This is a genomic window from Streptomyces sp. C1-1 (assembly GCF_050214755.1).
GTDB lineage: Bacteria > Actinomycetota > Actinomycetes > Streptomycetales > Streptomycetaceae > Streptomyces.
Map to the genome: position 1 here is coordinate 2412316 of NZ_CP189826.1, position 22932 is coordinate 2435247.

Genomic DNA, 22932 nt, shown 5'->3' on the forward strand with positions numbered 1-22932 from the left:
GAGACGACACCGCATGACCGGATCCGACGCCTTACCGCAGATCGACACCAGCCGCCCGCACCCCGCCCGGGTGTACGACTGGTGGCTGGGCGGCAAGGACAACTACCCGGTGGACGAGGCGCTGGCCCGCAACATCCTGGCCGCCGACGGCACCGCGGTGCGCGGGGCGCGCGCCAACCGCCGGTTCATGCACCGGGCCGTGCGGGCCGCCGCCGGGGCCGGGATACGCCAGTTCCTCGACATCGGCACCGGCATCCCCACCGAGCCCAACCTGCACCAGGTGGCGCAGGAGACGGCGCCGGATGCGAGGGTGGTGTACGCGGACAACGATCCGATCGTGCTCAGGCACGCGGAGGCCCTGCTGCGCGGCTCCGCCGAGGGCAGCACCCAGTACGTGCACGCCGACGTCCGCGATCCCGACACCATCCTGCGGCTGGCCGCCGAGACCCTGGACCTCTCCCGGCCCGTCTCGCTGTCCCTGATCGCGCTCACCCACTACCTGGGCGACGAGGAGGACGACGTCCACGGCCTGCTCAAGCGGTACGTCGAGGCGCTCGCCCCCGGCAGCTTCCTGATCCTCTCCCAGGTCACCCAGGACCTCAGCCCCGAGGGGGTGGCCAGGGCCGCGGGGCTGTTCCGCAGGAGCGGCACGCCGTTCCACCCGCGCACGCTGCCCGAGTTCTACCGCTTCTTCGACGGCCTGGAGCTGCTCGGCCCCGGTGTGATCCCCGTTCACGGCTGGCGGCCGGAGCCGGTGGACGTGGAGGCGCAGGCCGAGGGCGTCGTGCCGGTGTACGCGGGGGTGGCCCGCAAGCCCGGCGCCTGAGGCCCGCCGTCCACGGCCCGTACACCCGTACGGGCGTCTGGACGGGTGTGTTCCCCCGCTCGCCCCTAGCGTCGAAGCACGGGGCGAGCAAGGGAGCGACGGACGTGGCCGACACGCGGATACCGCCCACCGAACAGGGAGCGGCGCTGCTGCGCGTCGGCAGGTTCTTCCGGCCCGGCACGGCGGCGCCCGACCTGCACAGCGTCGGCATGGTCGGCGGGCGCGAGGCGGACGCCTTCTACCGGGACCGCTGGAGCCACGACAAGGTCGTGAACTCCACGCACGGCGTGAACTGCACGGGCTCCTGCCGCTGGAAGGTGTACGTCAAGGACGGCATCATCACGTGGGAGACCCAGCAGACGGACTACCCCAGCGTGGGTCCCGACCGGCCCGAGTACGAGCCGCGCGGCGTCCCCCCGGGCGCCGCCTTCTCCTGGTACACGTACTCGCCGACGCGGGTGCGCAACCGTGTGTCCGGGGCGTGCTGCCGGAGTCGTACCGTGAGGCCCTCGGCCGCCTCGGCGATCCCGTCCTCGCCTGGGCCGACATCCAGAACGACCCCGAAAAGCGCCGCCGTTGTCAGCAGTCGCGCGGCAAGGGCGGTCTGGTGCGGGCGAGTTGGGACGAGGCGATCGAGCTCGTCGCCGCCGCCCACGTCCACACCATCAAGACCCACGGCCCCGACCGCATCGCCGGCTTCTCCCCGATCCCCGCGATGTCGATGGTCTCGCACGCGGCCGGCGCCCGCTTCCACTGGAGGCAGACCTCCGACGATCCCGCCGACGCCGAAGCCAAGGAGGTCTGATGCCCTCGGACGCCGTACTCCATCAGGCGGCAGCTCTCTGCCTGACCTACCCGGACGACGACTTCCGCACACGGCTGCCGCTGCTGCGCGAAGCCGCCCCGCAGCTGAGGGAGTTCACCGACCATGCCGCGGTCACCCCGGCCCGGGAGCTGGAGGCGCACTATGTGCAGGTCTTCGACTTCAAGAACCGGCACAGCCTCTATCTGAGCTGGTGGCAGGACGGGGACACGCGGCGGCGCGGCATGACGCTGGTCCGCTTCAAAGACGTCTACCGCGCCGCCGGACTGGAGATGACCGGGGAGGAGCTGCCCGACTTCCTGCCCGCCGTCCTGGAGTTCGCGGCCCGCACCGGCGACACGGACCTGCTCACCGAGCACCGCGCGGGCCTGGAGCGGCTGCGCGCCGCGCTCACCGACTTCGGCACGCCGTACGCGTCCGTACTGGACGCGGTGTGCGCGACCCTGCCGGGGGTGCGCCGATGACCACCCTCCTGTGGGGCGTCCTGCCGTACGTCGCCTTCGCGCTGCTGGTCGTCGGCCTGTTCGTCCCGATGTCCTGGACCGACTCGATCGGCGTCGACGAGCACCTGTACCACCTGTTCTCCCGGTACGGCGGTACGGCGGCGGGTGTGCCGGCGGTCGTCGGCATCCTGCTGCTGGTGTACCGGCGGCGGACCAACGCCCCCGTCTTCCAAGCGACTACGGCCAACGACAAGCTGATGTACCTCGTCCTGCTCGCCGCGATCGCGCTGGGCGTGATCGCCGAGCTCGGTCACGCCTCCGGGGACGGCTACGACTACCGCGAGACGATCGGCCCCTGGTCCCGCAGCCTGTTCACCCTCCGGCCGAAGACGGACCTGATGCAGGGCGTGCCGGCCCTGTACCAGGTCCACGCGGTCGTCGGCATGGTGCTGATCGCCCTGGTCCCCTACACCCGTTCGGTCCACATGTTCAGCGCCCCCGTGCAGTACCTCTTCCGCCCCTACGTGATCTACCGCAGCCGCGACCCGCGACAACTGGGCCCACGCCGCGAACGCAGGGGCTGGGAGAGAACGGACGCCTAGGACGGCGCCGGGGCGTCAGGCGGCCCCGCCCTTCGTGTCCTTCTCGTCGTCGACGATCTCCGCGTCCACCACGCCCTCCTCCTCGGGGCCCGCCTGTTCATGGGCCGTGCCCTCTTCACCGGACGGACCGCCGGCGGCGTTCGCGTACATGGCCTGCCCCATCTTCTGGCTGACGGTGGCGAGTTTCTCCACGCCCGTACGCAGTTCGCCGGTCTCGGCGTTCCGCTCCAGGAGCCCCTTCAGCTCCGTGGCGGCCTCCTGCACCTCGGACTTGGTGTCGGCGGGGATGCGGTCCTCGTTGTCCCGGATGAACTTCTCGGTCTGGTAGACGAGTTGCTCGGCCTGGTTGCGGGTCTCGGCGGCCTCCCGCCGCTTGCGGTCCTCCTCGGCGTACTGCTCGGCCTCCCGCATCATGCGGTCGATGTCGTCCTTGGGCAGCGCGCTGCCGCCGGTCACCGTCATCTTCTGTTCGCGGCCGGTGGCGAGGTCCTTCGCCGAGACGTGCATGATGCCGTTGGCGTCGATGTCGAAGGCCACCTCGATCTGCGGCACGCCCCGCGGGGCCGGCGGCAGCCCGGTCAGGTCGAAGACGCCCAGCTTCTTGTTGTACGCGGCGATCTCCCGCTCGCCCTGGTACACCTGGATACCCACCGAGGGCTGGTTGTCGGTGGCCGTCGTGAAGATCTCCGAACGCCGGGTCGGGATCGTGGTGTTGCGCTCGATGAGCTTGGTCATGATGCCGCCCTTGGTCTCGATGCCGAGGGACAGCGGGGTGACGTCGAGCAGCAGGACGTCCTTGACGTCGCCGCGGATGACACCGGCCTGCAGGGCGGCGCCGACGGCCACGACCTCGTCGGGGTTGACGCCCTTGTGCGGGTCCTTGCCGGTGAGCTCCTTCACCAGGTCGGTGACGGCCGGCATACGCGTGGAGCCACCGACGAGGATGACGTGGTCGACCGCGGACAGCTTGATGCCCGCGTCCTTGACCGCCTGGTGGAAGGGGGTCTTGCACCGGTCGAGAAGATCGGCGGTGAGCTCCTGGAACTGCGCGCGGGTCATCTTCTCGTCGAGGTGCAGCGGCCCCTCGGCGGACGCGGTGATGTAGGGAAGGTTGATCGTCGTCTCCGAGGAGCTGGACAGCTCGATCTTGGCCTTCTCGGCGCCCTCCCGCAGCCGCTGCAGGGCCATCTTGTCCTTGCCGAGGTCGACGCCGTACTGCCCCTGGAACCTCTTGACCAGGTGCTCGACGATCCGCTGGTCCCAGTCGTCGCCACCGAGGTGGGTGTCGCCGTTGGTGGCCTTGACCTCGATGACCCCGTCGCCGATCTCCAGCAGCGACACGTCGAAGGTGCCGCCGCCGAGGTCGAAGACCAGGACGGTCTGCTCCTCGCCCCGGTCGAGGCCGTAGGCGAGGGCGGCGGCCGTCGGCTCGTTGATGATCCGCAGGACCTTCAGGCCCGCGATCTCCCCGGCCTCCTTGGTGGCCTGCCGCTGCGAGTCGTCGAAGTACGCGGGGACGGTGATCACCGCGTCTGTGACGTCCTCGCCGAGGTAGGACTCGGCGTCCCGCTTGAGCTTCTGCAGGACCCGCGCGGACAGCTCCTGCGCCCGGTAGCGCGTGCCGTCGATGGAGCCCTGGTCGGGGAAGCGCCAGTGCGCGTCGCCCATGTACCGCTTCACCGACCGCGCGGTGCGCTCCACGTTGGTCACGGCCTGCCGTTTGGCGACCTCACCGACGAGCACCTCCCCGTTCTTGGCGAAGGCCACGACCGACGGTGTGGTCCTGGCCCCCTCCGCGTTGGCGACGACCGTGGGTTCGCCGCCCTCCAGGACGGCAACCACGGAGTTCGTGGTCCCGAGATCGATCCCGACCGCACGTGCCATCTCCGTCCCCTTCCGCCAGGCACTTCCCAGACTCCAGCACAAAACTTGAGTGCGCTGTTGTCAATGCCGCGTAGGTCCCGGGTACTCCCGGAAAACGGCTCCCGGGTACCCGGAAACGGCGGTGCCGCGCTCCCGGGCCCGGGAGCGCGGCACCTGTGGGGCACATGTTCAGGCGAGCTTGGCCGACAGGGTGATCGTCGTACCGGCCAGGGCCTGGCTGACCGGGCAGTTCTTCTTGGCGTCCTCGGCCGCGGCGACGAACGCGTCGTCGTCGATGCCGGGGACCGTGCCCTCGACGGTGAGGTGGATGCCGGTGATGCCCTCACCCGGCTGGAAATTCACGTCCGCCGAGGTGACGAGCTTGGTGGGCGGGGTGCCGGCGCCGTTCAGGGCGTGCGACAGCGCCATGGAGAAGCAGCTGGAGTGCGCGGCGGCGATCAGCTCCTCGGGGCTGGTCTTGCCGTTCGCGTCCTGGGAGCGCGAGGCCCACGTCACCGGCTGCGCCTCGATGGCCCCGGAGGAGTCGAAGTTCACGACACCGCTGCCCTCGAGCAGGTTGCCTTCCCATACGGTGTGTGCGGAGCGCGTGGTTGCCACGGTGAATCCTTCCGAAAACCTGCTGTTGCTTGCGTCCCCATCCGATCACATTCCGGCTCACCGCACCCGGAAGACCGGCCCGCGGGGGGTGAACGGCAGGCGTGCCCCCTGCGGGATCAGGTAGGCGTGTTCGCGGCGGACGCGCAGTACGTCGCACCAGCCGTCGGTGATCACGAGGACGGGTGCGCCCGGCGGGAAGTCGTCCGCACGGTGCAGCAGGTCGATCCCGGGCTGCAGGACCGTACCGCCGCGCCCGTGTACGCGCACCCGGCCCGCGATCTCGGTCACCGGCAGATAGCCCGCGTCGTGCGGGGCGGCGTCGCAGAAGACGACGCGGGCGGCCGGCACGTCGCGGGCCTCGGCGTAGGAGGCGATCGCGCCCAGCGCCTTGCCCAGCAGCGTGTGGTTCATGGAGCCGGAGGTGTCGAGGACGACGCCGAAGGTGCAGCGGGCGATCTCCTCGGGCGGGAAGTAGTGCCCCGCGCGCGGGATGTCCGGAGTGGAGGACTGGCGGCGGGAGGGGCGCGCGTACGTCCGGACGGGCTGCGGGCTGGGTACGAACTCGTCGAACCAGCGGGCGAGTCGGGCGTCCCAGGGCAGGGGCGGCTGGCTGAGCGCGCGGATCTCCTCGACCAGGCCGCCCGGGAGGTAGCCGCGTTCCTGACGCTGGTGCAGGTCCAGGCCCTGGCCGAGGCCCCGGCGGTAGAACTCGTCGAGGTCGACGTGGGTGCCGGGCGCTCCGAGGGGAGCCCCGAGCACGTCGCCGACGCCCTTGCCGCGGAGGGTGGCCAGACGGCGCATGCGGCGCAGGTCGCCCGCGATGCGGTCGTAGACCTCCTCGGCGGACAGGCCGGCGAGCGCGGGGTCGTGGAGCAGGCCCTCGGGCATGGTGCCGACCTGCATCTCTACCAGCCAGCCGTTGATGACGTAGTCGCAGGCGATGTTGAAGAGGTACGGGTCGCGGGTGCCGCAGCGGTCGCCGTGGCGCAGGGCGGCGTGCAGCATCTCGTGGGCGAGGACGAACCGCCACTCCTCGTCCTCGAGTTGGCGCAGCGGGTTGACGTAGATCTCGCCCGCCTCCGGGTTGACCGCGGCCACGGAGATGCCGTGGGCGCGGGCGAGTTCGGCGTCGGCGACGAGGGTGATGCCGGCCGCGATGCCGCCGAGCAGCGGGTAGGAGGAGACGAACCAGCTCAGCGCCTTCTGCCAGGGGCGCCGCGGGGCCGCCTCGCCGTCGAGGGAGTCGCGGCGGCCGCCCGCCATGTCCATCGCCGCGGACACGGTCCGGGTCAAGGCGGCGGCGAACGCCAGCTGGTGGTCCGGCGGGCCGCCGTACCATCCGTTCCATCTGAGGAGCAGCTGGTCGGGCGCGTCGCCCGCCGTGCCGCAGCGCTCGTAGGCGGGCGGCAGGCCGTCCCGGCGCCAGCGTGCGGCGAGTTGCTCCTCGTCGCCGTCGGGATAGGAGGCGGGGAGTGCTTCGGGGGTCTCGCCGACGGTGAAGTTCAGCAGGAAGCGGTTGACGACGACGCAGCGCGCGGCGAGGTCGAAGCGGTCCGGCTGGACGCGCTCGCCCTTCGCCGCCGGGACGTGCCCGAAGCCGAGGTGGAGCACGGCGTGCGCCAGCGCCCAGGCCCAGGCGGCGGGTTCGGCGAGGCGGTGGGGGTGGACGTGCAGGGCCGCGTCGGAGTCGACGACCACGAGCCCGTCGCGCGGGGCGAGTTCGCACTCCTCATGCCGGCACACGTCGAACTCGACGGCCGCGAGGGCCGGGTTGGCCTTCACCAGCCGCATCCCCTCGGCGAACGCCTCGGCCGCGGAGTCCCGTTTCTTCTGCCCGTTGCCCTTGGTGCGGCTCACCGCCGCGCCTCCACCAGCCGCGGCATGTCCCGCGCCGCCTCGATGAGGAACCACGACGGCAGTACGGGGTTGCCGTCCTCGTCGGAGGCGATGACGGTCTGGGCGACCTCGACGGAGATCTCCGCGAGCTGCACCAGCAGCGACTTGGCGCGGTACGCGGTCTGCCGGCCGTTCGCCGACATGTGCTCCTTGCTGACCGGGAGTTCCTTGACCAGTCGGCCGCGGAAGGACTCGGCGAGGTAGTAGAGCAGGTCGCGGTCCTCGACGCGGTTCGGCCACGGGGCGTCGCCCTTGATGATCGCCTCGATGCCGAACCGGCTGCGCACGATCTTGACGTAGCCGCAGAAGGCGGTGGCGTGCGCGGGCGTCAGGGTGCCGTGCGCGAGGACCTTGAGGGTGTACTCGTCGAGGTCGCGGCCGAAGGAGTGCAGCGCGTCGGAGAGCATGTGCCAGGAACGGGGCGTGGAGAAGGGCTCCTCTGTCTTCGGCGGCTTGGACCACAGGTGGTCGGGCCGGTCGGTGAGGTGGTCGAGGATCCAGGGGTGGATGCCGTGGCCCGCGGCCCAGGTCAGCCAGTCCTGCGCGGAGGCCTCCAGGTGGACGTGGGTGAGGCGGTTGACCAGGGCGGAGGCGATCGGGCGGGCGAGGGCGTTGTCCGTGGCGCGGTTGCCGGCGCCGATGACGATCGAGCCCTTCGGCAGCTCGTAGTCGCCGATCCGGCGGTCGAGGATGAGGGAGTAGAACGCCTTCTGCACGTCCGGGGTGGCCGCGTTGAGCTCGTCGAGGAACAGGCAGTACGGCTCGTCGCGGGCGATCGCCTCCGGCGGGCAGAACACCGACCGCCCGTCCCGGATCTGCGGCACGCCGATCAGGTCCTCGGGCGCCAGCTGGGTGCCGAGCAGGCTCACGCACTCCAGCCCCAGCGACTCGGCGAACTCCCGTACCAGCGAGGACTTCCCGATGCCGGGCGCGCCCCAGAGGAACACGGGCCGGACGGTGGCCAGTCCCAGCAGCAGTTCGGGGATGCGGGCGGGAGTGACGGTGACAGCGGCCTGCAAGGGGTTCCTTCGGGTTCGGGTGCACAGCGACTCGAACAGTGTGATCCGGTGCCGGAACCGACGCAGCCCATTTTCGGGCCCCTAGGCCGCCTGCTCCCCCTCATCGAGCAGCGGTACCTGGGGGCCGTCGGCCTCTCGCAGCCAGCGCCGCAGGACGCGGTGCACCCGCTCGGCGCCGACGAGTTCGCACCCGTCGTCGACCGGTGCCGTGAGGGCGACCGGCGACAGCAGGAAGGGCCTGCCCTGCGCGCCGCCGAGTCCGCCGTGCGAGCCGATCTGCTCCTCGAAGGCCAGAACCTCCCCGTCGGCCGGGTCGTGGAAGGAGTTGACCATGATGTCGGCGGTGTGCGGGAAAGAGTGCGTGCGCCGCACCGCGTCCGCCGCGCCCGGCCCGAAGGCCTCCAACGGGCCCGTCTTGTCCTCGAGTTCGTCCAGCGGAATCTCGGCTCCGTAGGCGCCCAGCACGACCCCGCCGTGCTGCTCGCTGCGGACCAGGAGGAAGCCGATGCCGGGATGGTTGGCGAGGGTCGTCAGCAGCGCGGGGTGACGGGCGTCGATCTCCTCCTTGCTCATCCGGTGCGGCACGTCCGGGAAGGAGACCAGGCCGAGGTTGCCGGAGGCCAGCACCAGCGGCTCGGAGCCGCGGCCGGAGGGGTGGTACCGCTCGCCGCCCTCCACGGGCCTGTGCAGTGCCGCACGCACGGCGGCCCGGGCCTCGGCACCGCTGTGGGTGCGCCGTGCCCTGCGCGGCACGGGCAGCCCGCAGCCGGCCCGCACCAGGTCGCCGAGGCTCAGGCCGTAGCGGGCCCGGAAGGTCTCGCCGGGGCTCTGCCCGTGGTCCGACAGCACGACGATCCGGTACGGCCGCGGGGCGTGCTCGGCGACGTTCGCGATGAGCGCGAGCGCGCGGTCGAGGCGTTCGAGGACCTTCCCGGCGTCACGGCTCTTCGGGCCCGAGTGGTGGGCGACCTCGTCGTAGGCGACCAGGTCGGCGTAGACGGCGGTGCGGCCGGCCAGCATGTCGCCCATCACCGCGGCGACCACGACGTCCCGTTCGACGACGGTCGCGAAGGCGCGCACGAGCGGGTAGAGGCCGCCGCGGGACACCCGGGGGCGCTGCTTGCGGATCAGGGCCCGGGTGGACTGGCCGATCTCGCGGCCGACCTCGGCGACGAAGGACATGGCGGTGCGCACGGCGTTGGCGGGGTCGGAGAAGTAGGCGAAGTAGCCCGCCCGGGAACGGTTCTCCCGGCCGCGCCTGCGGGTGGCGATGGACAGCACCAGGGCCTGCTCGTCGGCGCCGCCGCCGAAGAGGTTGCCCCGGCTGGCCCCGTCGAGGGTCAGCAGTCCGGCGTCGCCGGTGAACTCCACGGCGCGGCGCTGGAGTTCCGCGGCGCTGGTCGGGCGGTTGCAGACCATCACCTCGCCGCTGTCCTTGTCGTACCAGCGGAACGCGGGGACGTCGTGGTTGGTGCCGTGCAGGATGCCGAGCTGGCTGGCGCCGGTCTGGCTGGACCAGTCGGTGCGCCAGGGGGTGAGCCGGTGCGTGGACCCCAGCCACCGCGCGACGGTGGGCATGATCCCCTCGTCGACCGCGTCCATCAGGACGTCGTGGCCCACGCCGTCGAGCTGCACGAAGACGGTGCCGGGGGAGGCGGGGCCGGGCGGCAGGCGTCTGCGGCGGCGGTCGGCGAGCCGGTAGAGCCGCCGCCGGTAGGCGTCGTCGTCGCGGACGGCGAGGGCACCGCCGGTGGCGGAGGCGACGGCGGACATCACGGCGGCCACGACCACGGCGGTCTCGGGGGCCGCCTCGGCGCTGCTGGCGGGGTTGAGCCGAAGGGCGACCAGCAGCAGGGAGCCGTTGAGGACGAAGACGAGCAGCCCCAGCACGAGCGCGGGCACGAGCAGCAGCAGCCGCACCAGCAGCGGCCAGACCAGGGCCGACAGCACACCGAAGGCGCCGGCGCCGACCGCGGCGGTCACGGCGATGTGGGTGGCGCTCTCGCCGTCCGGGGACTGCAGGCGGAAGTCCGGCAGGATCCCGGCGAGCACGAGCATGGTGACCGTCGAGACGGCCCACACCGTGACACTCCGCCCCATCTGACTGGCGATCCGTCGCCAACGCCCGCCACGCACGCCCACACACCTCACGTCCCGCCCGTCGTCGATGCGGGCCTGGACCAAGCCTGTCATACGAGGTCCGGCGGGGGCCCGGGCGTTGTGCGGGGGGCTTCAGCGCCCGTCGTAGCCGGCCGTCGGCATCGACAGCCTGCGGTGCACGCGCGCCTTCATCTGGGCGTCGTAGCAGGGTTCCTCGAAGCCCACCGTCTCCACCCGCACCCCGCGCCGCGCGCACTCCGCCGTGAACTCCTCCACGGACGACAGGGCGCTCTCCAGCACCCGCCGGCTCGGCGCCACGAACAGGTCGAGGCCGGGGCGGACGCCGTCCCACAGCACGCAGTGGTCGGCCCGCAGCCCCCGCACCAGCAGCTCCCGGCTGACGATGTACCCGTGCTCGGCCGCCCAGCGCGCGCACATCGCGTGCTGGCTGCGGGAGTCCACCAGGAAGGGATCGGCGTCCAGCTCCTCGAGCGGCGTCAGACTCGCGATCGCCGTGACGCGCACGCGCATCGGTCCCATGGCGTCCCCCTCACCTCCGGGTTTCGCCGCCGACCCTACTCCAGCCCGTAGGCTTCGGGGAGTCGCGCGAAGGAGGCAAAGAAGGTGCCGGTGGAGATCACCTGGTGGGGTCACGCGACCTGCACGGTCGAGGACTCGGACGTACGGGTGCTCACCGACCCTCTGTTCGCCCGCCGCCTCGCGCATCTCCGGCGCCGCAGAGGCGCGCTGCCACCGCCCGGCGCCTGGCGCGCGGACGTGGCGCTCGTCTCCCATCTGCACGCCGACCATCTGCACGTGCCCTCGCTGGAGCGGCTCGCCGAGGGCATGCGCCTGCTTGTGCCCCGGGGCGCACCCCGGGCGGTACCGGCGCTGCGCCGGCTCACCCACCTCCGGCTGACCGAGGTGGCGCCCGGCGACCGGCTGACCTTCGGGGACGTGGCCGTACGGGTCGTGCCCGCCCTGCACGACGGGCGGCGGCTGCCGGTCGGCCCGCACCGCTGCCCCGCCCTCGGGTACGTCGTCGAGGGCCAGGCGCGGACCTACTTCGCCGGGGACACCGGGCTGTTCGACGCGATGGCGCGGGAGGTGGGGCCGGTCGACGTGGCGCTGCTGCCGGTGGGCGGCTGGGGGCCGTATCTCGGTGAGGGTCATCTGGACGCGGGGCGGGCCGCGCAGGCGCTGGCCCGGCTGGCGCCGCGCAGTGCGGTGCCGGTGCACTACGGCACGTACTGGCCGATCGGGATGGACGCCGTGCGCCCCCATGAGTTCCACGCGCCCGGCGACGAGTTCGTGCGCCTGGCGGCCGACCATGCGCCGCAGGTGGCGGTGCACCGGCTCGGGCACGGGGAGAGCGTGCGGCTGGAGGTCGCCCGGTGATGTGGCTCGCCGGCACCGTGACCTCGACCGTTCCGCCCGAGTCCACCCAGCAGGCGCTGGGCTATCCGTCCCTGTTCCTGCTCGTGCTGTTCGGGGCGCTGGTGCCGGTGATCCCGACGGGGGCGCTGGTGAGTTCGGCGGCCGTGGTGGCGTTCCACCAGACGGCGCCGTTCGCGCTGGCGATGGTGTTCGTGACGGCGTCGCTGGCCGCGTTCCTCGGGGACGCGGCGCTGTACTTGCTCGGGCGGCGCGGGATGAGGTCGAAGAACGGCTCCCGGTGGCTGGAGGCGATCCGGTCGCGGGCGCCGGAGGAGCGGCTGGCGCAGGCGCAGGCGAAGCTGGCCGAGCACAACGTCTCCGTTCTGGTGCTGTCGCGGCTGGTGCCGGCCGGCCGGATCCCGGTGATGCTGGCCTGTCTGATGGCGAAGTGGCCGCTGGGGCGCTTCTCGCGGGGCAACCTGCCGGCCTGCCTGGCGTGGGCGGCGACGTACCAGGTGATCGGGATTCTGGGCGGGTCGCTGTTCGAGGAGCCCTGGGAGGGTGTGGTCGCGGCGGTCGCACTGACTGTGCTGGTCAGCGCGACCCCCGGTATCTGGCGCCGGATCCGCCGGACGACGGCCGCCTGAGCCGCATCGGACGACGGGCCCCGGTCCGCTACTCCAGCACGCGCGACGCCCCGACCGGCAGGTCCCACAGGTCCGCGCGGTCCAGGCCCGCCTTCTCCCAGGCCGCGCGCACGCGGGTGAGCGGTTCCAGGACCGGCTCCGCGGACAGCACGAACGTGGCCCAGTGCATCGGCGCCATGCGTCGTGCGCCGAGGTCCTGGGCCGCTCTGACCGCCTCCTCCGGGTCGCAGTGGACGTCGCTGAGCCACCAGCGGGGGTCGTAGGCGCCGATGGGCAGCAGGGCGAGGTCGATGCCGGGGTAGCGCTCGCCGATGCGGGAGAACCAGTGGCCGTAGCCGGTGTCGCCCGCGAAGTGGACCCGCTGTCCGTCCGGGGCGGTCAGGACCCAGCCGCCCCACAGGGAGTGGCAGGTGTCGGTGAGGGTGCGCTTGGACCAGTGGTGGGCGGGGACGAAGTCGAAGCGGACGCCGCCGAGTTCGGCCGCCTCCCACCAATCCAGCTCCGTGACCTCGGTGAAGCGCCGGCGGTGGAACCAGCTGCCGAGGCCGGCGGGCACGAACACCGGTGTGTCGCGCGGCAGTCGGCGCAGGGTGGGGGCGTCCAGGTGGTCGTAGTGGTTGTGGCTGATGACGACCGCGTCGACGCGCGGCAGGGTCTCCCAGGGAATGCCGACCGGCGTGATGCGCGCGGGGGTGCCGAGGATGCGACGGGACCAGACGGGGTCGGTGAGGACGGTCAGTCCGCCTATCTGCACCACCCAACTGGCGTGACCTGCCCAGGAGACGGCCAGCGTGCCGGCGTCGACGCGGGGCAGGGGGGCGGGGGCGAAGGGGAGCCTGGGGATGTCGGCGAGGCCCTCGCGGCCGGGGCGCACGGAGCCTTCGCGGGCGAAGCGGGCCATGGCCTTCAGGCCGGGCAGAGGGGCGGTCAGACGGTCGTGGAAGGTTCGCGGCCACACCCGGCGTTCGCCCAGCGGGCGGGGCTCGGCGAGCGGCGGGAAGGGGGGCGCGAACCCCGGCGTCGACGCCGGATCGTCCGCTTCCCGGGTGGTGGTGGTCGACTCGGACTGCTGCGTCATCGAGGAGGCTCCCATCGCTGAGCGTCGTCGCGGAGATCGTCGAGGACCGACTTCACATGACTCAACGCGCGTTGCACGTGTGGCAGTTCCAACGGCGCGGGGGACGTGAGACATTCCGCGCGCTCGTCGTCCGTACGGCCCAGCAGCGGGCCGGTGGACAACCGGACGCGCAGGGCGCCCAGTTCGTCCCCGAAGCGGTGACCGCCGGGCGCGGGCATGCCGAGCCGGACGGCGAGGAAGTCCTCCAGTTCCTGGGCGTCGCCGACGCCGTGGGCGGTGAGGGCGGTGCGCAGCGGGGCGAGGTCGGCGTAGACGTGGCGGCCGGCCTGCGGGGGCAGGGACAGGGTGCCGGCGCGCACGAGCACGCCGTGCAGGGCCTCGGCCACGCGCGCGTGGAGGCGTACGGCGGCGGCCACGCGCGCGGTGACCGGCAGGGGCTCGCCGAGCGCGTAGGCGGCGGGAGCGGCGACGGGGCCCGCGATCCGGGCCCCGAGGGCGGTGAGGATGTCCAGCACGCGCGCGTGGAGGCCGGTTCCGTCCGCGCCCGCCGGGAAGCGGGCCACCGCGGCCGGCCAGCCCGGCGGCAGCAGCGCGCCGGCCAGGTCGGTGACGACGGTGACCCGGTCGGGCAGCATCTCGGCGGGGCTGACCTGCACGGTGTCGCGTGGGGCGTGCAGGGTGTCGCGCCAGGTCTCGTCGCTGACCAGGTACAGGCCCTCGCCCGCGGCGGCCTCCACGCACGCGTGCATCGCCTCGGGCGGGGCCACGGTGGCCGTGGGGTCGTCGGCGACGGACAGCACGAGCAGCCGCGGCTCACCGCCCTCGTCGCGTACCCGCCGGACGGTCTCCAACAGGGCGTACGGGTCCGGGATGCCGCCGCACTCGGCCGGTGTCGCGACGTGGAAGACGGGCCTTCCCAACAGGCGGGCGTACGGCGCCCACCAGGCCGCGCAGGGACGGGGCACAAGGACGTCACCGCCGAGCGCGGCGGTCAGGGCCAGCAGCAGCGCGGGGGCGCCGGGGCCGGCGGCGACCCGTTCGGGTCCGGTGGCGAGGCCGCGCCGTTCCCAGTAGTCGCAGGCGGCCCGCAGCAGTGCGGGGCCGCCGCCGACCGGTTCGGCGTCGGCGCGGGCGGCGGCCGCGGCGAGGACGGCGGTCAGTTCGGGCAGTACGGGCAGGCCGTCCTCGGGGAGCGGCGGCCCGAAACGGACGGGGCCGTGGCCTTCCGGGTCCGTCCGCGGCATCCCTACCTCCGTTGTGGCTGCTTGCTGCGCCGGGCGGCCGACGATCGCGCCCCCCGGGGCGGTGGTGCCGTCCACTCCCCTGTTCGTACGGTGCGGGTCGGGTCCCTGAGCTCTGAGTACCCCGTGCGCCGTCGCCTCATGAGGGTCCCCCGGGTCGTGCGGGTCACACCCGTTGATCTTCCGGTCAGCCGCCGGCCGTGGAGTCGCGGTGGCGCAGCCGGTGGGCGGCGGCGCCCAGCGCGCCCGCGATCAGGACGCCGCCCGCGACCAGTGCGGGCACCGAGTCGGTGAAGGTGCCGCCCTCGCCGGCCCGGACGCCGCGCTGGACCGGCGCCGTACCGCAGCCCTCGGTGCGTTGTCGCTCACCGCACTGCCCGCTGCCGCGGGCGGTGAGGTCGACCTTGAACGTGGCGCTCCACGCGGCGCCCTGTTTCCCGGGCCCGGCCGGACAGGTGCCGTTCACGGTCCAGGCCGAGTCCGAGGTCACCGAGTGCGGGGGCACGGTGGCGGGGGCCACCGCGTCGGGCGGCACGGTGTCAGGACTCACGGTGTCAGGACTCACCGTGTCAGGACCCACGGCGTCCGGAGCCGCCGTGTCCGGGGGCACCGTATCCGCGGGTACCGGGTCCCCGGGTACTGAGTCCCCGGATACCGAGTCCGGACCCACGGCGTCCGGATTCACCGCGTCCGGGACCGCCGCATCGGGGACCGCCGGGTCCGGGACCGCCGCATCGGGGACCGCCGGGTCCGGGTCCACCGCGTCCGGCGCCGCCGCGTCGGGGGGCGTCGTGCCCGGGGGCACGGTGTCCGGGACCACCGCGTTCGGGCCGCCGCCCTCCAGGTCGGCCGCGGAGGCGATGCGGGCGGTGCCGCGATAGGTGACCCCGGCGGCCTTCGCGTCGTTTCCGGCGACGCGGCGCAACTGGACGGTGCCCTCGTCGAAGGCCTGCGAGGTCGCCTCGATGACGGCGGGCGCCTCACCGCCGACGGATTCGCAGGAGACCGAGACGGTGACGCTGCCGCCGGGCGACGCGGTGCCGGGGCTGACCTCCGAGGCCGGTTCCGCGAAGGCGGCCGTGACGGGGAGGCCGACCGCGGCACCGGCGAGGGCCGCGGCGGACAGGACACGGGCGGTGCGGCGCATGGGGTGGGCTCCTTCGAGCGGCGTTTGCGGACGGGGTCACGCAGGGCGTGCCTCGTCCCCATCACAGCCCTCCACCCGGCCGCCCGCGCGCGGCCGGACACCATTCGCGTCACACGCTGGGCCGAGCGGGTGACAGGAATGGGCAGACGCGGCGGCCGCCCGGGGGCCGTGGCCCCCGGGCGGCCGGGAGGGTGCGAATGCGCGCCGCGCGGCGCTACGCCGCCCCGTCCAGCACCTGTTCGCGTACGCGGCTGCAGCAGCGGCTGATCAGCCGGGACACGTGCATCTGTGAGATGCCCAGCTGCTCGGCGATCCGGCTCTGCGTCATGTCGCCGAAGAACCGCATGTACAGGATGGCCCGCTCCCGTTCGGGCAGCGCCGCCAGCCGGGGTGCGACGGCCTCGCGGTCCACGACCGTGTCGAGGGCGGGGTCGGACGAGCCGAGGGAGTCGCTGAGGGAGTAGCCGTCCTCGCTGCCGGGCAGTTCGGCGTCGAGGGAGAGGGCGGTGAAGCTCTCCAGGGCCTCCAGGCCGGCCAGCACGTCCTCCTCGCTCATGCCGGCGTGCTCGGCGATCTCGGCGACCGTGGGCCTGCGGCCCGAGACGGTCTGGGTGAGGTCCTGCGTGGCGAACCGGACCCGGTTGCGCAGGTCCTGGACCCGGCGCGGGACGTGCAGGGTCCACATATGGTCCCGGAAGTGCCGCTTGATCTCGCCGGTGATGGTGGGCACGGCGTAGCTCTCGAAGGCGCTGCCGCGTTCGGGGTCGTACCGGTCGACCGCCTTGACCAGGCCGAGGGCCGCGACCTGGCGCAGGTCCTCGTAGCTCTCGCCGCGGTTGCGGAACCGTCCGGCGAGCCGTTCGGCCATGGGCAGCCAGGCCTCGACGACCTTGTCGCGCAGTGCGTCGCGCCGCTCGCCCGGGGGCAGCGCGGCGAGTTCGCGGAAGGCTTCGGCGGTGTCGGGGGCGTCGTCGTGCGGGTGGTGCTTCGCGGTCACTCGGGTGGGCATGGTACGTCCCAACTCCCTAGGTGGTGCTCGGGGATGGACGGTCACCGTGGGAGGAGGGCCGCGCGGTCGGGACAGGCGCGGCCGGGGCGGCGCCAAGGGGCGCTCCCACGGACGTGCCTCCTGTCCGAAGCACTGATTTTGCGCCTGCCCCGGACCCGCCCCGGCAAACCCGCCGATGTTTTCTACAGGCCCGCCGGGTGACTCGGCCCGCAGACGAGTGCTGCCCGTCAAGACGACTGCTGCCCGTTAAGCCGACGGCCCGGGAGGTCCGCACATGAGCACCAAGGTCTCCGACCACATCCTGCAGCGCCTGCGCGATTGGGGGGTGGACCACGTCTTCGGCTATCCGGGCGACGGCATCAACGGGCTGCTCGCCGCCTGGGGCAGGGCGGAGAACCAGCCGCGGTTCGTGCAGTCCCGGCACGAGGAGATGTCCGCGTTCGAGGCGGTCGGCTACGCGAAGTTCAGCGGCCGGCTCGGAGTGTGCGCGGCGACGTCCGGACCGGGGGCGATCCACCTGCTCAACGGCCTGTACGACGCGAAACTCGACCATGTGCCGGTGCTGGCGATCGTCGGCCAGACCCACCGCACGGCGATGGGCGGCTCGTACCAGCAGGAGGTCGACCTGCACACGCTGTTCAAGGACGTCGCCTCGGACTTCGTCGAGACGGTGACGGTCCCCGAGCAGCTGCCGAACGTCATCGACCGCGCGATCCGCACCGCGTACGCCCGCCGCTGCCCCACCGCGATCATCGTCCCCGGTGACGTGCAGGAGCTGGACTACTCGCCGCCCACGCACGAGTTCAAGATGGTCCCCTCCAGCCTGGACCGCAGTTCCTGGACGGCCGTTCCCTCGGAGGACGCGCTGCAGCGCGCCGCGGAGATCCTCAACTCCGGTGACAAGGTGGCGATCCTGGTCGGCCAGGGCGCCGCCGGAGCACGCGCCGAGGTCGAGCGGATCGCCGAGGTGCTGAAGGCCGGCGTCGCCAAGGCGCTGCTCGGCAAGGACGTCCTCAGCGACGAACTCCCTTACGTCACCGGCTCGATCGGCCTGCTGGGCACGCGGCCGTCGTACGAGCTGATGCGGGACTGCGACACCCTGCTGACCATCGGATCCTCCTTCCCCTACACGCAGTTCATGCCGGAGTTCGGCAAGGCACGCGGCGTGCAGATCGACATCGACCCGCACATGGTGGGGATGCGTTACCCGTACGAGGTGAACCTGGTCGGCGACGCGAAGGCGACGCTCGAGCGGCTCATCCCGCTGATCGACCAGGCACGCGGGCCCGAGTGGTACGACACGGTGTGCGACAACGTGACGCGCTGGCGCGGGGTGATGGAGCGGCGGGCGCAGCTGTCCGCCGACCCGATCAACCCGGAGTACGTCACCCACGCGCTGGACGCGCTGCTGCCCGAGAACGCGATCATCACCTCCGACTCGGGCTCCGCGGCCAACTGGTACGCCCGGCATCTGACGATGCGGCCCGGCATGCGCTCCTCGCTCTCCGGCACCCTGGCGACCATGGGCCCCGGGGTGCCGTACGCGATCGGCGCGAAGTTCGCGCATCCGGACCGGCCCGCGATCGCGCTGGTCGGGGACGGCGCGATGCAGATGAACGGCCTGGCGGAGATGATCACGGCGGCGAAGTACCGCCATGCGTGGGAGGACCCGCGGTTGATCGTCGCCGTCTACAACAACCGCGATCTCAACCAGGTCACCTGGGAGATGCGGGCCATGGAGGGCGCGCCGTCCTTCCTGCCCTCGCAGGAGATCCCGGACGTGCAGTACGCCGCGTTCGCCCGCTCCCTCGGGCTGACCGGTGTGCGGGTGGAGAAGCCCGAGGACGTCGAGGCGGGCTGGCGCGCGGGACTCGAGGCGGACGGCCCCGCGGTGATCGAGTTCCTCACCGACCCCGCGGTCCCGCCGATCCCGCCGCATGCCACCTGGGAGCAGATGGAGGCCACGGCCGCGTCCATCCTCAAGGGCGACGCGGACCGCGGCTCCATGGTCAAGCAGGGGCTCAAGGCGAAGATGCAGGAGTTCCTGACGGGGCACGAGAAGAAGTAGCCGGTGGGGTGCCGGGGCTGCTGACTCCGGGATCTCCACCCGTGGGTGGGGCGGGTGCTCTACCCGTGGGTGGGGCACGGTTCAGCCCGTGGGTGGTGGTGGTCCGCGGGCCCCGCGAAGCAGTCTTGAGGCATGGATTCGCTTCGCTCCGCGCTCGCCGTGCTCATCGCCGTCTGTGGCGCCGTGTTCGTCGCGGCGTGGCTCGCCGGCGCGGTCTACTTCGGCGCGAAGAGAGGGTCCGGCGCGCGGGAGCTGGCCCGCGATCTCCGCCGGACCCTGCCGCGCCGCCTCGCGCTGATCGCCGGTGCCTGGCTGTTCGTACTGCTGGTCCGGCGGACACCGGGGTCCTGGCGGCATCACCTCGAGTTCTGGCAGCCGGAACTGGCGCTCCTGGGCGCCGTTCTGGCCGTCGCCTCCACGGTCTGGCTGCTGTGGGCGCGGTGGGTCCTGGGCACCATGTGGGCGAGCATCCCGATGGTCCGGGAGCACCATGAACTGCGCACGGACGGCCCGTACCGGATCGTGCGCCACCCCATCTACACCGGGATTCTCGGGCTGGTCACCGGCGCCATGGCGGCCTGCGGCTTCGGGGTCTGGGTGCTGGTCCTCGCCGTCGCGGTGCCCTGGCTGCTGCGCCGGGTCCGGATCGAGGACGGCCTGATGGCGGACCGGTTCGGCGCATCCTACGAGGCCTACCGGGCCCGGGTACCGGCCCTCATACCCTCGCTCCGTCTGCACCGGAGCGTCCCGCGTCGGGCGGACGGTCACCGCCCCACGACCTGACGTGGGTGCTAAGTGCCTGCCGACTTCGGCGGCCCGGTGAGGGCCTTCTCGTTCCGGTCGGTCTTCTTGGTTTGCAGCAGCAGCTCCTCGTAGCGGCCCAGTGCAAGCACCACGCCGAGCATGAGGAGCGGGATGAACACGGCGATCAGTGCCATGGCCGTTCCCTCCCGGAGATGGGAGTGGGGGGCATCTGCCGGGTCTCCCTCCCCTCGTTGCGCAAACCCTCGTGTCGGCCTCCGCGCATCGGGTACGCGGTGCCCATCCCGAAGATCTGGAGGGAGTCTCATGCAGCGAGGCAGCGATCGGCTGAGCGTCCATCGCGACGAGGAGATGAAGCACGAACTGCGGGGTCTGCTCCGCTCCGGGCACCCCACCCGGACCGAGGAGTGGCACGACCCCGAGCCCACCGCCGACGACGACCCCGAGATCGCCGGCGGCCCGATCGCCCCGGGAGGTTCCGCCGCGTCCCTGGCCTCGGTCCGCACGGAACTGGCCCGGCACCTGAACCGCCACGTGTTCCCCGCGGGCCCGCGCGACCTGGCACGCGCCATGCGGCGGTCGTACGCCCCGGACGCCCTGGTGGAACCGGTGGAGCGCCTGCCGCGCACGGCGAAGTACACCACGGTCCAGCAACTGGCCGAGGCTCTGGTGGAGTCCGGCCGGGAGCGGCAGGGATAGCCCGAGTCGGCGGGGCCGAGGGCCCGTGCCCGCCCGGCGGGCCGGCCGGGCCCTCGCCCCACGTACGCATAGCCCCCGGCCCCAGGGGTACTGCGGGCGGCGTCATGCCGACGACGGCCGCGGTGCTCCCACCGGCCGGGGAACGGAGAAGGGCCGACTGTGATGGCTGATTTCGTGAGGGAGGTCATGACGCCGGGCGTGGTCGCCGTCCGCCCCGACGCGTCACTGGTCGAGGCGGCGCAGCTGATGCGCACGCAGCACATCGGCGATGTGCTGGTGGCCGACGGACAGCGGATCGTCGGTGTGCTCACCGATCGCGACATCACGGTGCGCGCGGTCGCCGAGGGGATCGACCCGCTCACCGTGAGCGCTCAGTCCGTGTGCACACCAGATCCGGTCGTGATCGCCCCGGACGATCCCGTCGGGACGGCCGTCGCGCTGATGCGCACACACGCCGTGCGCCGGCTGCCGGTCGTCGAGGACGGGATGCCGGTCGGTGTGGTGAGCCTCGCCGATCTCGCCGTGGCCGAGGACCCGGACTCGGCGCTCGCCGAGATCGGCCGAGCCGAGCCGACGGGCGGTGCCAGCGCGTGAGCCGGGGCCAGGACACGGAGATCAGTGCCACCGGTGACGAGGCCGAGTGGCGTGCGTCGAAAGGACGTTGAGACATCATGCGTATCGCATTCCTGACCGCACCCGAGGGCGTCGAGCAGATCGAGCTGACCGACCCGTGGGAGGCGGCGAAGGACGCCGGCCACGAGCCTGTGCTGGTGTCGACGAAATCGGGTGAGATCCAGGCGTTCAACCACCTCGACAAGGCGGACACGTTCCCCGTGGACGAGGTCGTCGGGGAGGCCTCGGCAACCTCCTTCGGGGCTCTCGTCCTGCCGGGCGGGGTGGCGAACCCCGACTTCCTGCGCATGGACGAGAAGGCCGTGTCGTTCGTGCGGGACTTCTTCGACCAGGGCCGCCCGGTCGCCGCGATCTGCCACGCGCCCTGGACCCTGGTCGAGGCGGACGTCGTACGGGGGCGGGTGCTGACCTCCTGGCCCAGCCTGCGGACGGACATCCGCAACGCGGGCGGCACATGGGTCGACGAGCAGGTGAAGATCTGCGACCACGGCACCAACAAACTGGTCACCAGCCGCAAGCCGGACGACCTCAAGGCGTTCTGCGACGCCTTCCTGCACGTGTTCTCCGAGGGCGCCGGCTGAGGGCTCCCGGGCCGGCCGCCGGTGCCCCGGTGAGCGGTGCCGTCAGGAGCGGGGAGTCATCGACTCCCCGCTTCGGCGTTCCCGGGCGCCTTCCCGGGTACGGCCCGCGGCCACCATGCGCTGCGGATTGCGGCGCAGGAACTCGCCCTCCAGCTCGGCCATGCGGTCGTTGTGGGCCCGCAGCGCGTCGCTGGAGCCGTACAGCAGCGTGTCGTGGCGTGTGCGGTGGATCGTCTCCAGCTCCTTCATGAGCTGCTGGTCGTCCAGCCTGCCGACGTCGACTCCGGTCATGGTGGTTTCCCGCTCGTCGTGTTCGTCCATGCGGTCCGGGTACCCGCCCGGCGGCAACAACCCCAAGTGGCATCCGGGAGGGAGCCATGGACCTCGCCTTTCTCCACCCACTCTACGAACATCCCGGCCCCTGGGCCTCCGTGTACGTCGACACCTCCCGGCATACGGAGGACACACCGCACGAACGGCATCTGACGGCCGTGGCGCTGGCCCGGGACCTGGATCGGCAGGGTGCGGACGAGGCGACGTGCCGGGCCGTCCGGGCGGCCCTCGACGAGCTGCAGCACTCCTCCGAGCCCAACGGCCGGGCCCTGTTCGCCCGCGCCGGCGAGGTCGTCCTCGACCCGCCGCTGGCCCGGCCGCCGATGCGCGACAGCGCCCACTGGGCGCCGCTGCCGCACACGGCACCCCTGCTGGAGCTGGCCGGCGAGGACCCCGTCTGCCTGGTGATGTACGTGGACCGCAGGGGCGCCGACATGGAGCTGCGCAGCGCGATGGGCCGCGAGGACGCCGGCTCGGTCAGCGGCCGCCAGTGGCCGGTGCACCGCACGAGCACGGTCGACTGGTCGGAGCGGCACTTCCAGCTGAAGGTGGAGAACACCTGGGAGCACAACGCGGCCGAGATCGCCCAGGCACTGGCCGCCTGCCAGGAGGAGACCCGGGCCGACCTGCTGATTCTCGTGGGCGACGACCGGGAGCGGCGGTCCGTGCACGAGCGGCTGCCCAAGCAGCTGCAGGCGCTGGCCGTCGAGGCGCCGCACGGCACGGGCAGCAGGCTGCTGGACGAGGACGTCGAGAGGACCCGCGGCGAGCATGTGCGGCAGCGGGCCGAGCGGGAGCTGGAACGTTTCCTGTCGGCGCGTGAGCCGGACGCCGAGGGTCACGCCGGTGCGGTGGAGGGCGTCCCGGCGCTGGTGGAGGCCGCCCGCGAGCACCGCATCGACGAGCTGCTGATCCGCCCGGACGGGCCCGACGCCCACCGCGAGGTGTGGATCGGCGAGGACCCGGACCAGCTGGCGGTGCGCCGCACGGACCTGAAGATCCTCGGTGAACAGCACTCCTGGCCGGCCCGCGCGGACGACGCGCTCATCCGCTCCGCGGTGGCCACCGGAGCCCCGGCCCTGTCGGTGTCACCGGCGACGGGCCGGGAGGCCCCGGTGGGCGGCCTGGGAGCCCTGCTGCGGTGGACGTGATCGGGCCGGTCGTGGT

The 22932-nt window shown here is 72.7% G+C and carries 22 protein-coding genes and 2 pseudogenes; 12 read left to right on the plus strand and 12 right to left on the minus strand.

Annotated features, from left to right (window positions below):
* Positions 1-13 precede the first annotated feature (13 nt).
* The 4 genes and pseudogenes from ACQF4J_RS10975 (at position 14) to narI (ending at position 2694) form a co-directional block, all read left to right on the plus strand.
* Positions 14-826 (plus strand): SAM-dependent methyltransferase, encoded by an 813-nt coding sequence (locus ACQF4J_RS10975; RefSeq protein WP_351804980.1) that lies wholly within the window; start codon positions 14-16, stop codon positions 824-826.
* 104 nt (positions 827-930) lie between these two features.
* Positions 931-1577 (plus strand): annotated as a pseudogene (locus ACQF4J_RS10980) (molybdopterin-dependent oxidoreductase); the annotation flags it as partial.
* A 53-nt stretch (positions 1578-1630) separates the two neighbouring features.
* Positions 1631-2113, plus strand: coding sequence for a nitrate reductase molybdenum cofactor assembly chaperone (narJ, locus tag ACQF4J_RS10985; protein ID WP_351577089.1), 483 nt, complete (start codon positions 1631-1633; stop codon positions 2111-2113).
* Positions 2110-2694 (plus strand): respiratory nitrate reductase subunit gamma, encoded by a 585-nt coding sequence (gene narI, locus ACQF4J_RS10990; protein WP_351577092.1) that lies wholly within the window; start codon positions 2110-2112, stop codon positions 2692-2694. The genes narJ and narI overlap by 4 nt, the downstream gene beginning before the upstream one ends.
* A 15-nt stretch (positions 2695-2709) precedes the next feature.
* Here narI and dnaK read toward each other — a convergent pair whose 3' ends face one another.
* The 6 genes from dnaK to ACQF4J_RS11020 all read right to left on the minus strand — a co-directional run bounded on the left by dnaK (position 2710) and on the right by ACQF4J_RS11020 (position 10730).
* A complete protein-coding gene (gene dnaK / locus ACQF4J_RS10995) occupies positions 2710-4578 on the minus strand; it encodes a molecular chaperone DnaK (RefSeq protein WP_351577095.1) in 1869 nt (622 codons plus the stop codon).
* A gap of 168 nt (positions 4579-4746) precedes the next feature.
* Positions 4747-5175 carry an OsmC family protein gene (locus ACQF4J_RS11000; RefSeq protein ID WP_058922110.1) on the minus strand — a complete coding sequence of 143 codons (429 nt, stop codon included), beginning with the start codon at positions 5173-5175 and terminating at the stop codon, positions 4747-4749.
* Between the two features lie 57 nt (positions 5176-5232).
* Positions 5233-6966, minus strand: coding sequence for a vWA domain-containing protein (locus ACQF4J_RS11005; protein ID WP_351805059.1), 1734 nt, complete (start codon positions 6964-6966; stop codon positions 5233-5235).
* 62 nt (positions 6967-7028) lie between these two features.
* Positions 7029-8090, minus strand: a complete 1062-nt coding sequence (locus ACQF4J_RS11010) for an ATP-binding protein (protein WP_351577101.1) — start codon at positions 8088-8090, stop codon at positions 7029-7031.
* 81 nt (positions 8091-8171) lie between these two features.
* Positions 8172-10190, minus strand: a complete 2019-nt coding sequence (locus ACQF4J_RS11015) for a phage holin family protein (protein WP_351577123.1) — start codon at positions 10188-10190, stop codon at positions 8172-8174.
* 132 nt (positions 10191-10322) lie between these two features.
* Positions 10323-10730, minus strand: a complete 408-nt coding sequence (locus ACQF4J_RS11020) for a hypothetical protein (RefSeq protein WP_351577104.1) — start codon at positions 10728-10730, stop codon at positions 10323-10325.
* 84 nt (positions 10731-10814) lie between these two features.
* Here ACQF4J_RS11020 and ACQF4J_RS11025 point away from each other — a divergent pair, with 84 nt between their 5' ends.
* Together ACQF4J_RS11025 and ACQF4J_RS11030 are read left to right on the plus strand one after the other, a co-directional pair.
* On the plus strand, positions 10815-11588 hold the full coding sequence (locus tag ACQF4J_RS11025) for an MBL fold metallo-hydrolase (protein WP_427165548.1): 774 nt from the start codon (positions 10815-10817) through the stop codon (positions 11586-11588).
* Complete coding sequence (locus ACQF4J_RS11030) at positions 11588-12214, plus strand: DedA family protein (protein ID WP_351577126.1); 627 nt, start codon at positions 11588-11590, stop codon at positions 12212-12214. Before ACQF4J_RS11025 ends, ACQF4J_RS11030 begins: the two co-directional genes overlap by 1 nt.
* A gap of 28 nt (positions 12215-12242) precedes the next feature.
* Here the strand turns inward: ACQF4J_RS11030 and ACQF4J_RS11035 are convergent, their stop codons facing one another.
* The 4 genes and pseudogenes from ACQF4J_RS11035 to ACQF4J_RS11050 form a co-directional block, all read right to left on the minus strand.
* Positions 12243-13292: an MBL fold metallo-hydrolase gene (locus tag ACQF4J_RS11035; RefSeq protein WP_427165549.1), complete on the minus strand. Its 1050-nt coding sequence runs from the start codon at positions 13290-13292 to the stop codon at positions 12243-12245.
* Positions 13289-14536 carry an aminotransferase class I/II-fold pyridoxal phosphate-dependent enzyme gene (locus tag ACQF4J_RS11040; RefSeq protein ID WP_351804977.1) on the minus strand — a complete coding sequence of 416 codons (1248 nt, stop codon included), beginning with the start codon at positions 14534-14536 and terminating at the stop codon, positions 13289-13291. Before ACQF4J_RS11040 ends, ACQF4J_RS11035 begins: the two co-directional genes overlap by 4 nt.
* Before the next feature lie 184 nt (positions 14537-14720).
* Positions 14721-15014 (minus strand): annotated as a pseudogene (locus tag ACQF4J_RS11045) (hypothetical protein); the annotation flags it as partial.
* 880 nt (positions 15015-15894) lie between these two features.
* A complete protein-coding gene (locus ACQF4J_RS11050; protein WP_351567680.1) occupies positions 15895-16689 on the minus strand; it encodes an RNA polymerase sigma factor SigF in 795 nt (264 codons plus the stop codon).
* Between the two features lie 274 nt (positions 16690-16963).
* Here ACQF4J_RS11050 and ACQF4J_RS11055 point away from each other — a divergent pair, with 274 nt between their 5' ends.
* Both ACQF4J_RS11055 and ACQF4J_RS11060 read left to right on the plus strand, forming a co-directional pair.
* Positions 16964-18757 (plus strand): thiamine pyrophosphate-requiring protein, encoded by a 1794-nt coding sequence (locus ACQF4J_RS11055; protein WP_351567678.1) that lies wholly within the window; start codon positions 16964-16966, stop codon positions 18755-18757.
* Between the two features lie 132 nt (positions 18758-18889).
* Positions 18890-19540 carry a methyltransferase family protein gene (locus ACQF4J_RS11060; RefSeq protein WP_351567676.1) on the plus strand — a complete coding sequence of 217 codons (651 nt, stop codon included), beginning with the start codon at positions 18890-18892 and terminating at the stop codon, positions 19538-19540.
* A gap of 8 nt (positions 19541-19548) precedes the next feature.
* Here the strand turns inward: ACQF4J_RS11060 and ACQF4J_RS11065 are convergent, their stop codons facing one another.
* Positions 19549-19695, minus strand: a complete 147-nt coding sequence (locus ACQF4J_RS11065; RefSeq protein ID WP_351567670.1) for a hypothetical protein — start codon at positions 19693-19695, stop codon at positions 19549-19551.
* Positions 19696-19825: 130 nt separating this feature from the next.
* Here ACQF4J_RS11065 and ACQF4J_RS11070 point away from each other — a divergent pair, with 130 nt between their 5' ends.
* The 3 genes from ACQF4J_RS11070 to ACQF4J_RS11080 all read left to right on the plus strand — a co-directional run bounded on the left by ACQF4J_RS11070 (position 19826) and on the right by ACQF4J_RS11080 (position 21432).
* On the plus strand, positions 19826-20218 hold the full coding sequence (locus ACQF4J_RS11070; RefSeq protein WP_351567667.1) for a DUF2795 domain-containing protein: 393 nt from the start codon (positions 19826-19828) through the stop codon (positions 20216-20218).
* Between the two features lie 162 nt (positions 20219-20380).
* Positions 20381-20812, plus strand: a complete 432-nt coding sequence (locus tag ACQF4J_RS11075; protein ID WP_351567663.1) for a CBS domain-containing protein — start codon at positions 20381-20383, stop codon at positions 20810-20812.
* A gap of 77 nt (positions 20813-20889) precedes the next feature.
* Positions 20890-21432: a type 1 glutamine amidotransferase domain-containing protein gene (locus ACQF4J_RS11080; protein WP_351803136.1), complete on the plus strand. Its 543-nt coding sequence runs from the start codon at positions 20890-20892 to the stop codon at positions 21430-21432.
* Between the two features lie 42 nt (positions 21433-21474).
* On the opposite strand, the gene ACQF4J_RS11085 is transcribed toward ACQF4J_RS11080, so the two are convergent.
* Complete coding sequence (locus tag ACQF4J_RS11085) at positions 21475-21753, minus strand: DUF6158 family protein (protein ID WP_351567658.1); 279 nt, start codon at positions 21751-21753, stop codon at positions 21475-21477.
* Between the two features lie 56 nt (positions 21754-21809).
* Here ACQF4J_RS11085 and ACQF4J_RS11090 point away from each other — a divergent pair, with 56 nt between their 5' ends.
* Positions 21810-22916: a Vms1/Ankzf1 family peptidyl-tRNA hydrolase gene (locus ACQF4J_RS11090; RefSeq protein ID WP_351803138.1), complete on the plus strand. Its 1107-nt coding sequence runs from the start codon at positions 21810-21812 to the stop codon at positions 22914-22916.
* Positions 22917-22932 lie beyond the last annotated feature (16 nt).

Coding starts and splice junctions, on each gene's coding strand:
- ACQF4J_RS11075 (WP_351567663.1), top strand. CDS start 20,381: ATGGCTGATTTCGTGAGGGAGGTCATGACGCCGGGCGTGGTCGCCGTC.
- ACQF4J_RS11080 (WP_351803136.1), top strand. CDS start 20,890: ATGCGTATCGCATTCCTGACCGCACCCGAGGGCGTCGAGCAGATCGAG.
- ACQF4J_RS11030 (WP_351577126.1), top strand. CDS start 11,588: ATGTGGCTCGCCGGCACCGTGACCTCGACCGTTCCGCCCGAGTCCACC.
- ACQF4J_RS11070 (WP_351567667.1), top strand. CDS start 19,826: ATGCAGCGAGGCAGCGATCGGCTGAGCGTCCATCGCGACGAGGAGATG.
- ACQF4J_RS11090 (WP_351803138.1), top strand. CDS start 21,810: ATGGACCTCGCCTTTCTCCACCCACTCTACGAACATCCCGGCCCCTGG.
- narI (WP_351577092.1), top strand. CDS start 2,110: ATGACCACCCTCCTGTGGGGCGTCCTGCCGTACGTCGCCTTCGCGCTG.
- ACQF4J_RS11085 (WP_351567658.1), bottom strand. CDS start 21,753: ATGGACGAACACGACGAGCGGGAAACCACCATGACCGGAGTCGACGTC.
- ACQF4J_RS11035 (WP_427165549.1), bottom strand. CDS start 13,292: ATGACGCAGCAGTCCGAGTCGACCACCACCACCCGGGAAGCGGACGAT.
- ACQF4J_RS11040 (WP_351804977.1), bottom strand. CDS start 14,536: ATGCCGCGGACGGACCCGGAAGGCCACGGCCCCGTCCGTTTCGGGCCG.
- ACQF4J_RS10975 (WP_351804980.1), top strand. CDS start 14: ATGACCGGATCCGACGCCTTACCGCAGATCGACACCAGCCGCCCGCAC.
- ACQF4J_RS11065 (WP_351567670.1), bottom strand. CDS start 19,695: ATGGCACTGATCGCCGTGTTCATCCCGCTCCTCATGCTCGGCGTGGTG.
- ACQF4J_RS11020 (WP_351577104.1), bottom strand. CDS start 10,730: ATGGGACCGATGCGCGTGCGCGTCACGGCGATCGCGAGTCTGACGCCG.
- ACQF4J_RS11060 (WP_351567676.1), top strand. CDS start 18,890: ATGGATTCGCTTCGCTCCGCGCTCGCCGTGCTCATCGCCGTCTGTGGC.
- dnaK (WP_351577095.1), bottom strand. CDS start 4,578: ATGGCACGTGCGGTCGGGATCGATCTCGGGACCACGAACTCCGTGGTT.
- ACQF4J_RS11005 (WP_351805059.1), bottom strand. CDS start 6,966: ATGCGGCTGGTGAAGGCCAACCCGGCCCTCGCGGCCGTCGAGTTCGAC.
- ACQF4J_RS11015 (WP_351577123.1), bottom strand. CDS start 10,190: ATGGGGCGGAGTGTCACGGTGTGGGCCGTCTCGACGGTCACCATGCTC.
- ACQF4J_RS11050 (WP_351567680.1), bottom strand. CDS start 16,689: ATGCCCACCCGAGTGACCGCGAAGCACCACCCGCACGACGACGCCCCC.
- narJ (WP_351577089.1), top strand. CDS start 1,631: ATGCCCTCGGACGCCGTACTCCATCAGGCGGCAGCTCTCTGCCTGACC.
- ACQF4J_RS11055 (WP_351567678.1), top strand. CDS start 16,964: ATGAGCACCAAGGTCTCCGACCACATCCTGCAGCGCCTGCGCGATTGG.